Source organism: Corynebacterium sp. ACRPF (genome assembly GCF_022347395.1).
Lineage (GTDB): Bacteria > Actinomycetota > Actinomycetes > Mycobacteriales > Mycobacteriaceae > Corynebacterium > Corynebacterium tuberculostearicum_D.
This window is the reverse complement of record NZ_JAKRNB010000002.1, coordinates 107,513-121,373: the sequence shown is the minus strand read 5'-3', so window position 1 is coordinate 121,373 and position 13,861 is coordinate 107,513. Positions and strand designations below refer to the sequence as shown.

11 protein-coding genes are annotated in these 13,861 nt (G+C 59.2%); 7 read left to right on the top strand and 4 right to left on the bottom strand.

Features of this window, described 5'->3' with window-relative positions:
* Positions 1 to 26: 26 nt before the first annotated feature.
* Genes MHX61_RS01535 through MHX61_RS01525 form a run of 3 tightly spaced genes read right to left on the bottom strand, consistent with a single transcriptional unit; the run spans position 27 to position 4,844 of the window.
* Positions 27 to 1,166, bottom strand: a complete 1,140-nt coding sequence (locus tag MHX61_RS01535; RefSeq protein ID WP_239191837.1) for a restriction endonuclease subunit S — start codon at positions 1,164 to 1,166, stop codon at positions 27 to 29.
* Complete coding sequence (locus MHX61_RS01530) at positions 1,166 to 2,797, bottom strand: class I SAM-dependent DNA methyltransferase (protein ID WP_239191836.1); 1,632 nt, start codon at positions 2,795 to 2,797, stop codon at positions 1,166 to 1,168. The genes MHX61_RS01535 and MHX61_RS01530 overlap by 1 nt, the downstream gene beginning before the upstream one ends.
* A 52-nt stretch (positions 2,798 to 2,849) precedes the next feature.
* Positions 2,850 to 4,844, bottom strand: coding sequence for an AlpA family transcriptional regulator (locus MHX61_RS01525; RefSeq protein ID WP_239191835.1), 1,995 nt, complete (start codon positions 4,842 to 4,844; stop codon positions 2,850 to 2,852).
* Between the two features lie 465 nt (positions 4,845 to 5,309).
* Here MHX61_RS01525 and MHX61_RS01520 point away from each other — a divergent pair, with 465 nt between their 5' ends.
* Positions 5,310 to 5,516, top strand: coding sequence for a hypothetical protein (locus MHX61_RS01520; protein ID WP_049377535.1), 207 nt, complete (start codon positions 5,310 to 5,312; stop codon positions 5,514 to 5,516).
* A gap of 58 nt (positions 5,517 to 5,574) precedes the next feature.
* Positions 5,575 to 6,162, top strand: a complete 588-nt coding sequence (locus MHX61_RS01515) for a three-helix bundle dimerization domain-containing protein (protein ID WP_239191834.1) — start codon at positions 5,575 to 5,577, stop codon at positions 6,160 to 6,162.
* Here MHX61_RS01515 and MHX61_RS01510 read toward each other — a convergent pair.
* Positions 6,159 to 7,421 carry a hypothetical protein gene (locus tag MHX61_RS01510; protein WP_239191833.1) on the bottom strand — a complete coding sequence of 421 codons (1,263 nt, stop codon included), beginning with the start codon at positions 7,419 to 7,421 and terminating at the stop codon, positions 6,159 to 6,161. The genes MHX61_RS01515 and MHX61_RS01510 overlap by 4 nt on opposite strands.
* A gap of 106 nt (positions 7,422 to 7,527) precedes the next feature.
* On the opposite strand from MHX61_RS01510, the gene MHX61_RS01505 reads away from it, so the two are divergent.
* The 5 genes from MHX61_RS01505 to MHX61_RS01485 all read left to right on the top strand — a co-directional run bounded on the left by MHX61_RS01505 (position 7,528) and on the right by MHX61_RS01485 (position 13,857).
* Positions 7,528 to 9,480 carry a glycosyltransferase gene (locus MHX61_RS01505; RefSeq protein ID WP_239191831.1) on the top strand — a complete coding sequence of 651 codons (1,953 nt, stop codon included), beginning with the start codon at positions 7,528 to 7,530 and terminating at the stop codon, positions 9,478 to 9,480.
* Positions 9,470 to 9,985 (top strand): phosphatase PAP2 family protein, encoded by a 516-nt coding sequence (locus MHX61_RS01500; RefSeq protein ID WP_204610779.1) that lies wholly within the window; start codon positions 9,470 to 9,472, stop codon positions 9,983 to 9,985. The genes MHX61_RS01505 and MHX61_RS01500 overlap by 11 nt, the downstream gene beginning before the upstream one ends.
* The gene (locus MHX61_RS01495; protein ID WP_204610781.1) at positions 9,978 to 10,958 is read left to right on the top strand and encodes a decaprenyl-phosphate phosphoribosyltransferase; all 981 of its coding nucleotides are present in this window, start codon (positions 9,978 to 9,980) and stop codon (positions 10,956 to 10,958) included. The genes MHX61_RS01500 and MHX61_RS01495 overlap by 8 nt, the downstream gene beginning before the upstream one ends.
* Before the next feature lie 53 nt (positions 10,959 to 11,011).
* Positions 11,012 to 12,706 (top strand): hypothetical protein, encoded by a 1,695-nt coding sequence (locus MHX61_RS01490; RefSeq protein WP_239191829.1) that lies wholly within the window; start codon positions 11,012 to 11,014, stop codon positions 12,704 to 12,706.
* 137 nt (positions 12,707 to 12,843) lie between these two features.
* Positions 12,844 to 13,857 (top strand): alpha/beta hydrolase family protein, encoded by a 1,014-nt coding sequence (locus MHX61_RS01485; RefSeq protein WP_049377543.1) that lies wholly within the window; start codon positions 12,844 to 12,846, stop codon positions 13,855 to 13,857.
* Positions 13,858 to 13,861 lie beyond the last annotated feature (4 nt).

Here is a 13,861-nt window from a genome sequence, read left to right as displayed (position 1 = left end):
CTTAGGAGTTGTAGGGATAGGGGTGCTTAGCTTTCCGATGCCGCCGTGCCTGCAACGTCCGCAGCCTCCTCCGCTTCACCGACTGTGATCCGGCCGCTCATGAGTAGGGGGAGGAGCTCGTCGCGGGTGCGGGCGAGAACTTGGTTTTCATTCCGAAGCGTCGTTGCTTTTTCGACCAGCGCGTGGGCGAGCAGCCTGTACTCTGCCAAAGAACTCTCTGCGGGCCAAGGAACGGCAATTTCTTTGAGATCGCCGGCTGCAATTCGTTGGCGTCCCGAGGTACCGGTTAGCGCTTTATACCCAAATCCTCGGAACTCAGGACTAGCGATAATGGCATGGATTGCAGCGGCAGGGATGCCTTCCTTGGGACGGAAGACGATGTACTCGGTAGAGCCCATTCCCACTTCGTCATCCTCCAGGAAGTCGACAATTGCCATCTTGCCGTTCTCAAAACACGGGGTGATGCGCGCGAGAAGGACATCACCGTTTTTGAACTTGGTGCCTCCCTTAGTTGCACGGCTTGCCCAGTGGTCCACGATCAATCCGAATTCCGGAAGGTCCTTCATTTCCAGGAAACTGCATTCACCACGATGCGGCTTCGGCATGCGGGGATTGACATCAGCGATACTGGAAATTGGCTGAGTCGAACTAGCTCCGGTGCTGGTGATGGCGTGCCACTTTGCGTGTAGCAGAGCATGTATCTTTTCAATCACCAGTCGGTTTGCAACTATTTTGTCATCGAGTGCGCCTAGAACCTTTGCAATCCCAATTTGCTCCGAGAGAGGCGGAAGGTAAATCTCCAAGGCGTGGGCGTCGCTTCGATTGAGCCCAGGAACAGCGCTGTCGTTATTTAGTTCTCGTAAATGGAGCGTGTGTAGTAAGTAATAGCCGAAGCGAAGGTCACAGGCATCTGTTTCTGTTGCAAAGAATGTTGTATCGGTTGGCCAAACGGGATTGGGGCAATAGGTGAGGGAACCAATTGTTCCCTTTCTTCCGATGACTATGGACGGGACGTGTACATATGCCTCGTTGTGGCTATCGACAACACCTGCAGAAGTAACTACATCGAATTCACCTGAATGGCTGCGAGTTTTAGCGGGGAGATTCTTTCCGTAGGAAAAGGGAAGTGTCTCTCCAAGTGTGGTGGTGCGCCAATTAGAATGCATTACTTCAACCTCCCCAGCTGTTCGCGGACGACCTTGTCGAGGCGGGCGGCGTCGTCAAGCGCTGCAGTGAGCTCGCCGGTGAGGCGGGCAATTTTCTCGTCGATAGGCTCGTCGTCTTCTTCGGCCTCGGCGAAGCCGACGTAGCGGCCGGGGGTCATGGCGAAGTCGGCGTCGTGGATGTCGTCGAGCGAAGCGGACTTGCAGAAGCCGGCGATGTCTTCGTAGGCCTCGCCCTCAGGTGCGGAGGTGCGGCCGCGCCAGAGGCGGAAGGTGTTTGCAATCTTCTGGATGTCCTCGTCGCTGAAGGAGCGCTCCGTGCGGTCAATCATGTGGCCGAGCTCGCGGGCATCAATGAAGAGCACCTGGTTGGTGCGGTCGATGGTGCCTTTGGAACCGGCCTTCTTGTCCTTGGCGAAGAACCAGACGCAGACCGGAATCTGTGTGCCGCGGAAGAGCTGTGCAGGAAGTGCGATGACGCAGGAGACGATGTCGTCTTCGACCATGGTCTTGCGGATGTCGCCTTCACCGGAGGAGTTCGACGTCATCGTGCCATTAGCCATGACGACGCCGGCCTCACCCTGAGAGGTGAGCTTCGAGATGATGTGCTGCATCCACGCGAAGTTCGCATTGCGCTTGGGTGGGACGCCGTACTTCCAGCGAGTGTCTTCCTCGTTGCGCGACCAATCCTTGATGTTGAACGGTGGGTTGGCCATGACGTAGTCCATCTGCTTGTCCGGATGGATGTCGCGGGCGAAGGTGTCGGCCCAGCGCTCGCCGAGGCCAGCGGAGCTAATAGCGTGGATAGCCAGGTTCATCTTGGCCATGCGCCACGTGCGCTCGTTGAGCTCCTGACCATAGATGGCCAGAGCAGTGCGGTCCTTCTCCGTGGTTTCGAGAAACTTTTCTGCCTGCACGAACATGCCGCCCGAGCCACAGCAAGGGTCGTAGACGCGACCCTGGGTCGGCTCCAGGATTTCTACGAGAGTGCGGACGACGGGGCGCGGGGTGTAGAACTCGCCGCCACGCTTGCCCTCAGCACGGGCGAACTTCTCCAGGAAGTATTCATAGACCTCACCCAGCAAATCGCGGGCGCGCTCAGGACCCTCCGCGGTAAAGCGTGTGGTGCTGAACAAGTCGATGAGTTCGCCCAAACGACGCTGGTCAACGCTATCCGAGGCGAAGTTCGTAGGCAGGGTACCTAACAGCGACTCATTGTCCAGCATGAGCTGCTTCATCGCGTTATCGATGAGCTTGCCAATGGACTGGTACTCCTGGCCGGCGTCGGCCGTCTTACCCTTCGAGTTGTCGCGCAGGAAGGTCCAACGAGCGATGGGGTCGACCCAGAAAACGTTCTTCTCACGGTAAGCGTCGATATCCTCCAAGTCTTCCTGGATGTACTCTTCGCTATCGCCTCGCTCCTCGCCTTCAGCACGCAGCTCCGCGCGCCGGGCATCGAAAGCATCAGTGACGTACTTGAGGAACACCAGTCCTAGGACGATGTCCTTGTACTGGGATGCGTCCATGGAACCGCGCAGCTTGTCTGCTGCCTTCCATAAAGTGTCCTTGAGCTCTTTGAGGGTGGTGGCGGAGGCAGACTCGACGTTCTGCTCATCCTTGACTGAGTTAGTCATTTTTCTCCTTACATATAACGGTGTTTGTGTGTTTGAATGTTGAACTCTGTTATTAGCCTGGCGGGGATTGTCCACGAGATTCAGCGATGGTGACAGCCCCGGTACCTATCGACATGACGAGGCCGTGCTCAAGTTCATCGAGGCTATGTAACTGTTCTAAGAGCTGCTGGCGTCGTGCGCGGAGCTGGTGTTCCACCGAGCCGAGGTGCTTCGCATTCCCACGTGGAAAGACGGGGAAGTACAGCGAGCTCAGCTCCGAGGATGTGGCCTCGTTGATGGCTTTCGCTACGAGGTACGGGACGCAAACCTTCTCAAGGGGAGTCTTGCTGCGCCCGCGGAAGGTACGGCATCGTAGTGCTTGAGCCGGCGCAGTGACTAGCTTGCCGCCTTCCTCATCGATGAGCGCGCGTGGTCTTGGGCTCTTGATGAAGACCACGTCCCCTGGCTCTGTGAGGGTGCCGCGCGGTGCAATGTCTTCCAACCGGAGACGATCGATGCAACGCGCGCCCTGTGGAATGCTCCCCAGAATTTCGGGTTCACCGATGAGTTCCAGTTTTGCTACTGCTTCAGGGGCGAGATCACGTTCGGCAATGCGGGAGCCGCTGAGTTTCTGCAGTACTCCAGTGCGAGCGTTGGTTGCGGCCTTCCACGGTAGGTACTCAAGGCGCGTTGCCCCCGATTCAGCGCGCATACCAATCTTTGGCTGCGCGTCCTCCAACCCTGCTGAACTGATGTCTAATCCTGCTTGATGCGCGGTGTGCATGAGATTGGCGGCGGAGGACGTCGACGTAGAAGAAAAGACCGAGTCATCGAGAGAATGAGTACGACTGCGCCAGGCATCAGCGGCGCGAAGAATACGACCACGGACAAAGGTGTGCTTGCGCGCTTCATCCGGTGTGGTGAGCATGGTTGCCCAGTCTGAGACGAGACCGGGTGTCTTAAGGTCCGGCACGTCAGCGATAACGGCAGCAGCATCGGCAGGGTTGCCTATGGCCTTGCGATTAGGGCGCTTGAGAATCCATAGTGCGCCCTGCTGCTGTCCGCGGTCCGGAAAAATGCCTCGGGGCAGCCGTGCGCTGTAACGCAGCGGTGCAATTGCACCGGTTTCAGTCGGTGCGAGGAAGCTCCGTCGGACGACCTGCGCTAAAGAGTCCTCGATAAGCATGTCTGCGGTGGAAATGCAGAACATTGCGCCGCGCTCGTTCAGGTTGTCGAGCAAGTCCTGGAGGTGCTCGAAGTATTCGGGTGCATTCTTGAGAGGGGAAGGAGCAGCGTGGACGATGAGAGAATTCGCTGGGATCTCCTCGCTAGCGTCGATGAATTCCACGTTTCGGCACGCTAGTTCGGCCCAATAAAGAGAGTCTGGTGCGCAGTCCTTTCGATATCCGATGTTGAGCGCTAGCGTTTCCTCGAGTTCCCGGGCGAGTCCAGTGACGAAACCTAGGCTGTATTCATCAGTAGGGATGATAGGTGGAGTTGGGTCCTCTAGCGTGAGGGCTTCCGATACTGCTTGCATAGCGCGGGAAGTAAACCGGGAAGAGAGTGTTATTTGACGCTGAGCACTGAGGTCATCTGCAAGACGGGCGAGCGCGGTCGCGGGCCCGAAAGCTGCCTCGGCTACCTGCTCTGCGGCTTGTGCGATGTCAGCTTCAGGGTCATCAGAAGGAATGTTGTCTGCTGCGCGCTGGTACGCCGCGGTAAGAGAGTCGATTACTGCAGCAGAGGGCGAAAAATCCTGAGGGGAGAGAGCCGTGTTGCAGTTTAAAAGGCCCAAGGCCGCGCGTGCCGGATTGTGGAGCAGCATTCGGTAGAGCGAAGAATAGAAGAGGGCATCTTCAACGGCTGTGTCGCGGCGGCCGAGCTTAGTTGCTCGCAGCCAGTCTTGAATTTCGGTGATGGCGTAGTAGGGGTGGCCATCATGTTCTCCGTAAGGGGAGGGGAAGGGCGTGATGGATTCTGAGTTAAAGCGCTGAATCCACTCGTTGACCGCGGGGCGCGTAACGCCGGTCAGCCGGGCGACATCGGCGAGTGTCAGTGTTGCGGTCACTTGAGGCCTCCTTTCATAGGGTAGTGATGGGGAATAAGGGTGAGCGGTCATTGCTGATTGCTCTGCCCAATACGTTAAACGAACTCGAGTGGAGTGCCCAGCTTTTAGTCTGTTAATCGTCCTGAAGGGGTCTTAAGGCTGGGTAATTCAAACTACAAGAGTGTCGCCCAAGAGTGGTTCGGTTTTCGTGGGGATCGGGCTTCAAAAGCGCATGACTTGCTGACGTGTTCGGTCAGGTTCGGTGCTAAAGCGGGGGATTGATGTGCACTTTGTGGCCGATTTCCTGCTGGTGAACGTGTTGGCTCGGGCTGTCTGTCGACGTCGATATGTGCATGGTTATCGTCTCCGCGCTGAGTATGTTCGACAACAAGCTGGCTCCGTTCTGGAACGAGGGCAAGGCCCTTGAGCGGGAGCGAGGCCACTAGAAGCTATGCTTAATCACCTCTGAGGAAAGGAGGTGACGGTATGGCTGACCGCCGCATGTGGAAAATGTCGCCGGAGCGGCTGCAAGAGCATTTGAAATTGCGTAGCCGGGCATCGCGCATTCCCGATAAAAAGAAGGAACAGTCCAAGAAGGCCTGCCGGAACTCCCGGCGGGCCTTTCCGCTTTTCGGTGCAGAAAACTATTGGGTTATCCCCAACCGTTTGACTTTACCCAACGTTAACTATTAAAGTTAACGACAGGTTAACAATTAGCAAACGGGACAATAATCCGAGAAAGGGGATAACAATGAACCAGTTTGAAACCCTGCGCCAGGATCTGCACGAGAACTACGGCCACGAGTACACGGCCGCGGAAATCGATGCCAAGCTCGATGAGGTTATTGCCAAGCACACCAAGAAGGCGGAGCTCGATGAATTCGTGCCGCTTTTGGTGGAGCGTGAGGTGCGCGACTACTTCGGTGCTCACCGCCTGCACGTTCGCTTTGCTGCCGGTACCAATAATGCGCTGGCCCAAGCTGCAGCGGAACTGACCCGCAAGCACGCCGGCGATGCCCTCTTTGTAGATACCGCCGTTGCTCACCCAGAAAACGAAGCGGAAGGCCACCTTGCCCACGTCATGAACGAGCGCGGCATGGGTGAGGCCCCGAATAAGTACCTCGACGAGGTGCGCACGGTAGCGATGCCGGATTACATCGTGTTCTTGGGCCGCGAGGTAGAGCGCGATGAGGCGGGCAAGGACATCAAGATTTGGGATATTCCTGCTGCGGATACCGTGGAGGAGGCGCGCGAATTGGCTGATGACCTCGAAGCTCGCGTGCTCTACATGCTCAACAAGCTAGGTATCGATCCGGTGACCGAGCCGGTCAACGCCTAGAAGCGATACGGGTTGGGCAGCTGGGAGGAGACGTTATTATTAGCCACCCAGAAGCCCGCAAACCTATAGGGCATGTAGTGCGTGCCCATACCGGGGCGCCATTCCGGCGTGCCCAACAGTGGGGGAGTTTTGCGGTCGCGCTGCGGATATAGCCGTTCTGGCAGCGCGCCCACCATGGGGTGGTAGTCCTCGAGGACGCGAGCGAAGGCGGAGTCGAAGTCTTCCCGCGACAGTTCCTGGGACAGGTCATTGATGCGCTGCGTTATCTGGCGCAAGCTGGCGTTGTCGGGCTGGCGGGAGAGGGCCGCTTGGGCGTCGCCAAGCAGCCATTGCACCTCGTCCGCGCGCACCGCAGTATCACCGGCGCAGAAATTTTCCAGGGAATCTATCTGCGCCGCGGCCGTATTGATCTGCTTGAGCGCTTTGTATGCCTCCTTGATGGAGGCAGCGTGCAGGGAATAGTCCTGGATGTTCTCCAGCGCCTTGAGCGTCGGCCGCGCATCGGTGTACTGATTGACCAGAGAGCGCCACTGTACCTTCAGGTAGTCGCCCGCTAAGGGGGAATGCAGGGCGTCAATCCGTGCCTCCGTGCGCTTGATGAGTTCCTCAGCCCCGTCGCGAGCGCCCTTAATATAATCGAAGCGCGTGCGCACTCGGGCGCGGCGGATGAACAAGTAGGTAATGAGGCCAACCGCGCCCAGAACTACGAGCACCATAGTCGCTGCGATGAATACGGACCACGTGGGCACATCCTGCATAGATTGCCGGCGCACGGTAGTATCCGCGGCGGCGCGAGTGGCCAAGATCATGCCGACGGTATAGTCATCGTCCGCCAGCGCCGGCCGCATCTGGTCCAAGATGCCGTCCACGCGGCCCTCGTCATAAATCTTGATGTCCTGGCACACCTCTGTGCCGCAGTGCACGGCCATGCTATTGGGTTCGAAACCTACCGCGATGACGAGGACATTTTTCTGTAGCCCACTTCCGTTGATGAAATGCGGATGCTCGCGTTCCAAGTCATGGAATAGAGTGCGGGAAAATTCCTCGCCCGAATTCGGATACGTAGCGTAGAGGACCTCGTGCACGGAATCCGGCAAATGCATGGACTGTGCTTGCGATTTGATGGCCTCTTCGTCCGAAGTGCTGAGGATTTGGGCGTGGTCCAGAAACTCCACCGCGGGCTTTTCCTCTGCGAAAGCGACGGGCGCGCTGGCTACAGCGAGAAGACCTACTGCTGCCGCGCAAGGAACCCATCTCATGATGTTCCATAATACGGGCTCCGCGTGTAAACCGTAGTACATATGCAAAAGCAACTACGCTAAATCGCTGACTACTGTTTATACCGTTTGGAGAATCGAAGCTATCGTGACTGCCAACAACACCCAGGCCCATGAGCCCCTGCAGCGCATCCTGCTGCCTAAGCGCGGCGAGCCCTTTGATGTGCGGATGCTCTACCTCATCGAAGCCGAGCAAAACCGCGAACGCCTCAGCTGGTTTAACCGCACCTCCGTTACCATCCCGGCCGGTGAGGAAGCCTCTTTTGAAACCTACTTCAATGCCTTCCCAGCCTCCTACTGGCGCCGCTGGTCCCAGCTGCGCTCCGTAATCCTCAGCCTGGACATTGAGGGTCAAGCAAATATTTCCCTCTACCGCTCCAAGCAGGATGGCCAGCGCATTTCCGTGGCCAACCACCTGGTAGGCACCGGCCACCACGAGTTTGAGCTGCCGCTTAAAAACTTCGAGGACGGCGGCTGGCTGTGGTTCGATATCACCGCCGAGCAGGAAACCACGCTTGCCGACGCCGCCTGGTGCTCCCCCCACGCCCCCGGCCCACAGCTGCTGCCGAACGGCACCGAGCAGCCGGCGCAGGACAAGCGCGTGGCGGTTGGCATCCCCACCTTTAACCGCCCGACTGATGCCGTGGCAGCGCTCAAGGCACTGGCCGAAGACCCGGTAGTAGACGAGATCATCGACTTCGTCCTCATGCCGGATCAAGGCAACCAGCACCCGGCCGATGAGCCGGGTTACGACGAGGCAGTGGCCCACTTTGGCGAGCGCTTCCGCGAATTCCGCCAGGGCAACCTGGGCGGCTCCGGCGGCTACTCCCGCATCATGTACGAGGCGCTGGAAAATACCGAATCGCCCTTCATCCTGTACATGGACGATGACATCGCCATCGAGCCGGACTCCGTGCTGCGCGCGGTCCAGGCGGCCCGCTACGCGGCTAAGCCCATTATCGTCGGTGGCCAGATGCTCAACCTGCAGGAGCGCTCCCAGCTGCGCACTACCGGCGAGCAGGTTAACCGTGCCGATTTCATGTGGGGCGCGGCGCCGCACGCCGTCTACGACCACGACTTTGCCAAGTACCCACTGCGCGCCATCGGCACCCGCGAAACGCACCTGGATCCGAAGAAGTATGATTCCCGCGCGCTGCACCGCCGCGTTGACGTGGAATACAACGGCTGGTGGATGTGTCTCTTCCCGCGCATCGTGGCAGAAACCAACGGCCAGCCGTTGCCGCTGTTTATCAAGTGGGACGATACCGAGTACTCCCTGCGCGCAGCGCGCAACGGATTCCCCACGGTGACCTGGCCGGGCGCCGCTATCTGGCACATGGCCTGGGCCGACAAGGACGATGCCATTGACTGGCAGGCCTACTTCCACCTGCGCAACCGCCTCATCGTTGCCGCGATGTACCACGAGGGACCGGCCAAGGGCATTACCAAGTCCATCTTTAAGTCCACCCTCAAGCACACCATGTGCATGGAATACTCCACCATGGCCATCCAAATTGAGGCCATGCGAGACTTCCTGGCCGGACCGGACCATCTCTTCGACATCCTGGAGTCTTCGCTGCCGCGCATCGCGCAGATCCGCAAGAACTACTCCGATGCCGTCATCCTGGAATCCGCCGATGAGCTCCCAGCTCCCACCGGCGCGCCGGGCGTGCCCACCCGTAATATCGGCGGCCGCCTGGCCAAGATTAAGAAGATCCCGTGGGCCATCAAGGGCCTCAAGCACCTCGTCAGTAAGGAAGACGCTGCGCACCATGAGGCGCCGCAGCTAAACCTCACCCCGGACGAGGCCCGCTGGTTCACCTTGTCCCGCGTAGATTCGGCCACCGTCTCCACCGCGGGTGGCACCGGCGTCGCCTTCCGCAAGCGTGATCGCGACCTAGCCAAGGACCTCGTGACCCAGACCCGCGAGCTGCTGAAGGAAATCGAGGAGAACTTCGACGACCTGCGCGCCGAATACCGCGCGGCACAGCCGGAGCTGACTTCGCGCGAGTCCTGGAAGAAGGTCTTCGATGCCCAATAAGCTTTCCGTAGCAGAATCGCGCGTCCTCGAATCCATCCAAAATGCGGCCTTCGACGTGCCCGGTGTGCTTCCCACCGCCCGCGGGCTTAGCCACTGGGGCGAGCATGCCTTGGGCTGGATGGGCAGCGCTGCGGTAGGGGCGGGCATCGACAAGCGCCGCCGCGAAGGCTGGATCCGTGTTGGAGCCGCCGCCTTCCTCGCGCACGCCGCCAGCGTGGTGCTCAAGCGCATCGTGCGCCGCAAGCGCCCGGATTATCCCTACGTGCGCGTGGGTGTAAAAACGCCCTCCAAGCTCTCCTTTCCCAGCTCGCACGCGACTTCGACCACCGCATTCCTGGTGGCGGTAAGCCGCCTTACCGGCCGCAAGGCGCCTCTTCTCGGCGTGCCGGTAATGATGGCATCGCGTATGGTGCTCGGAGTGCACTACCCAACAGATACGGCCGTGGGTGCGGCCATCGGCGCTGCTACCGCGGAGGTCGTGATGAAAGGAATGAAGCATGAGTGATGATGGAAACCAGCACTTTTTCCATTCGGAACCGCACACCTCTGGCGTAGACACCGGCCGCAAGCGCAAGCCGCCGAAGAATCTTGCCGATGGCATGATTAAGGCCCTGCGCCCCAAGCAGTGGGTCAAAAACGTCCTGGTGCTGGCCGCCCCCGCCGCGGCCGGCGCCGAAGCGCTGTTCCATGGCCGCGTGCTTCTCGACGTCCTCTTGGCCTTCGTCGTCTTCTGCCTCGGTGCTTCCTCCATTTACCTGATTAACGATGCGAAGGATTGGCGAGAGGACCAAGAGCATCCGACCAAGCGCTTCCGCCCGATTGCCTCGGGTGTGCTACCGATCAAGCTCGCCTATGTCATGGCCGTGGTGCTCATCTGCCTGTCCATCGGCTTGTCTTTCCTCGCTACGGCCGGGCCGCAGCTGGCTATCGTGATGGCGATTTATATCGCACTGCAGTTGGGCTATTGCTTTGGCTGGAAGCATATGCCGGTGATCGATATTGCGCTGGTGTCCTCCGGCTTCATGCTGCGCACCATGGCCGGTGGCGTAGCCGCAGGCATCGAGCTTTCCCAGTGGTTCCTGCTGGTGGCGGCCTTCGGCTCGCTGTTTATGGCCTCCGGCAAGCGCTACTCGGAGATCCTGTTGGTAGAACAGACTGGCGCGAAAATCCGCAAATCCCTGGAGGGCTATACGCCCACCTACCTGCGCTTCGTGTGGACCCTAGCCGCCACCGCAGTGGTCATCTGCTACACCTTGTGGGGCTTCGAGCTCGCTAACGACGCCCAGACCGGTGGCGTGTGGTACCAGATTTCCATGGTGCCGTTTACTATCGCCATCCTGCGCTACGCGGCCGATGTGGACCGCGGCCAGGGCGGCGCACCGGATGAGATTGCACTCGAGGACCGCACTTTGCAGGTTCTCGCCTTGGCCTGGCTCGCCTGCATCGCAATGGCGGTTTATATCATGCCGTTGTTCTAGACACAGCGGAATCGATATAGAAATTTTCTGCGGGGCTGATAAACTTTCTCCCCGTGCTTAACACCGACCACAAGAGTATCGCCCGCTGGAGTGCCCCAGCGGTCGTTCTTGTGATCGGTGTTTTATCTTTCTGGGGCGGCTTCGCTCGCCGCTGGATTTCCGATGACGGCCTCATCGTCCTGCGTACCGTGCGCAATCTCGAAGCTGGAAACGGGCCCGTGTTCAATATGGGCGAGCGCGTGGAGGCCAATACTTCCACGCTGTGGCAGTACCTCATCTTCCTCGTGCGCTGGGTCTCCCACGCAAACCTGGAAGGCATCGCGATTTACTTGGGCCTCTTCTTGGCGGTAGCAGCAATGGTTGTCGGCACGGGGGCGTCGGCAAGCATGCGCTCTGGCGCCGTCCTTCCGGCCGGCGCACTTGTGTATGTGGCCCTGCCACCGGCCCGCGACTTCTTTACCTCCGGCCTGGAATGGGGCCTGTGCATCTTCTACCTTGCGGTGCTGTGGTGGCTGTTGTTGCGGTGGTCGCGCCCGCGTCGCCACTCCGGGAGCAATAGCGACGCCTATTGGCTCGCCTTCTGGGCCGGGCTGTCCTGGCTGGTGCGCCCAGAGCTCGCTCTGTACGGCGGCCTGGTGGGAATCGTGCTGCTCGTATCCCACCGCTGGTGGAAGATTCTTGCCGTCGCAGTGCCGCTGCCGTTGGCCTATGAGATTTTCCGCATGGGTTACTACGGCCTACTGACCCCGCACACGGCCGTGGCCAAGTCCGCGGCCGGTTCCGAATGGGGCAAGGGCTTTACCTACCTGGCGGACTTTGCCGGACCGTACTGGCTCTTCCTGCCGCTCATCGTGCTGGCCATTGCCGGTCTATGGAAGGCGGACCTGCGGCCCACTGCTCTGCGCTCCACCGCCACTGCCACGTATCTTTTTGTGGGCGCGGCGCTCATCCATACGCTCTACGTCTTGCGCGTGGGTGGAGACTTTATGCACGGCCGCATGCTGCTGCTGCCACTTTTTGCGATTCTGCTTCCGATCTTTGTCGTTAGCGTACGCATGTGGATCGTTTCCGTCCTCTGTGCGGTGTGGGCGCTGGTTATCGTTCTGCGCGGGCATCCGGTGGATCGCAGCATCTATGCGGATGAAATTTCCATCGTGGACGAGCGCGATTTTTGGACCTATGCCACCCAGCGCCAGGATCCTCCTATGCGGGCCGAAGAGTTCCTCGGCGCCAAGTTTATGGAGGACTACCAGGAGGGCATCGACGAGCTAGAGGCGGGCGACGCCATGACCTTCCGCTATATCAAGGGCGAAGATAGGTTCTCGTGGACGGCCACGCCTGCGGACCCTTCGCGCACCGATCCGCCGACCGTTTACCTGCTCAATTTGGGCCTGTCTTCCATGAATGCGCCGCTGGATATTCGCGTGCTGGACAATATCGGCCTCAGCAACCCTTTGGCGGCGCGCCAGCCGCGCATCGAGGGCGGGCGCATTGGGCACGACAAGAGCTTGGATATGTCGTGGCAGGTGGCAGATTCCGCCGCCGATATCGACGAGATCCCGGCGTGGATTGATAAGTACGAGGCGGCCAAGGCTCGCGCCGCGCTTGCCGACGCCGATTTTCAGAAACTCTTCGCCACATACAGGGAACCCCTAACTTGGGACCGTTTCTGGAAAAATATTAAATTCTCTCTGACCGATGGTCGGACCCTCACTTTTTCTTCTGATCCCTCTGACTACCTGCGCTAATTCCTTTAGATGCAGACTTTAGGGGGAACCTAAGTTACACTATTCTGTGACATTGTTATCGATCCGTGGCGTTAACGGTATACAGGTTCCGGACGATAGAACTTAGTGACAATCACCGAGTAGTTTGAAGGAGAAAGATGACTGCATCCATCAAGGGTCGCGTCCTTTCAGTCATCATGGCAGTTGCCGTAGCTTTGGGCCTGGCCGTCGTGGCAGGGTCCCAGCCGGCAGAGGCAGCCAACCGCGACTGGCTGCGCCGTGACGCCACTGGTACGTGTGAGTGGGACAAGGTCGGCTGGTGGGTCCAGCGTTGCGACGTATGGTCCCAGGCAATGGGCCGCACCATTCCGGTGCAGGTTCAGCCGGCAAAGCGTGGCGGCAATGCTGCCCTTTACCTGCTAGATGGCCTGCGTGCCACCGATCGCACTAACGCATGGGTAAATGACGTTAATGCTGCCAAGACCTACGAGCCGCACAACATCACCCTCGCTATGCCCGTCGGTGGTGCTGCTTCCTTCTACGCTGACTGGCAGGGTCCTGCTACCTACGACCTGGAAAATCCGGTCAACTATAAGTGGGAGACCTTCCTGACCAGCGAGCTTCCTGGCTACTTGGAGCGCAACTTCGGTGTTGCCCGCAACAATAACTCCATTGCTGGCCTGTCCATGGGCGCCGGTGCCGCCCTGACCCTGGCTGCAAAGCACCCGAACCAGTTCCGTCAGGCGCTGTCCTACTCTGGCTTCCTGACCACCACGGTCCCAGGCGCTCAGACCATGATGCGCTTTGCCATGCTGGATGCGGGCGGATTCAACATCAACGCTATGTACGGTTCCCTGTTTAACCCGAAGCGTTTCCAGAACGATCCGCTGCTGCTTATTCCGAAGTTGCGCAATACCAACCTGTACATCTCCGCAGCTTCTGGTGTCCCAGGCGCCGGCGATAGCCACTACCTTCCGGAGCACCAGGCCGCCGGTGCCGCGCTCGAGTTCGGCTCGAATATCACCACCCGCGTGTGGGAGGGAGCCGCTCGCCTGCAGGGCCTGAACCCGACCGTGGACTACCCGGCACAGGGTCTGCACAACTGGGAGCAGTTCGGCTACCAGCTCAACCGCTCTAAGCCACAGGTGCTTAACGTCATGAACGCTTGGTAATTCT

Excerpts from the sequence above, each read along its gene's own strand:
- MHX61_RS01500 (WP_204610779.1), top strand. The coding sequence starts at position 9,470 with ATGCCCAATAAGCTTTCCGTAGCAGAATCGCGCGTCCTCGAATCCATC.
- MHX61_RS01535 (WP_239191837.1), bottom strand. The coding sequence starts at position 1,166 with ATGCATTCTAATTGGCGCACCACCACACTTGGAGAGACACTTCCCTTT.
- MHX61_RS01520 (WP_049377535.1), top strand. The coding sequence starts at position 5,310 with ATGGCTGACCGCCGCATGTGGAAAATGTCGCCGGAGCGGCTGCAAGAG.
- MHX61_RS01485 (WP_049377543.1), top strand. The coding sequence starts at position 12,844 with ATGACTGCATCCATCAAGGGTCGCGTCCTTTCAGTCATCATGGCAGTT.
- MHX61_RS01515 (WP_239191834.1), top strand. The coding sequence starts at position 5,575 with ATGAACCAGTTTGAAACCCTGCGCCAGGATCTGCACGAGAACTACGGC.
- MHX61_RS01495 (WP_204610781.1), top strand. The coding sequence starts at position 9,978 with ATGAGTGATGATGGAAACCAGCACTTTTTCCATTCGGAACCGCACACC.
- MHX61_RS01530 (WP_239191836.1), bottom strand. The coding sequence starts at position 2,797 with ATGACTAACTCAGTCAAGGATGAGCAGAACGTCGAGTCTGCCTCCGCC.
- MHX61_RS01510 (WP_239191833.1), bottom strand. The coding sequence starts at position 7,421 with ATGAGATGGGTTCCTTGCGCGGCAGCAGTAGGTCTTCTCGCTGTAGCC.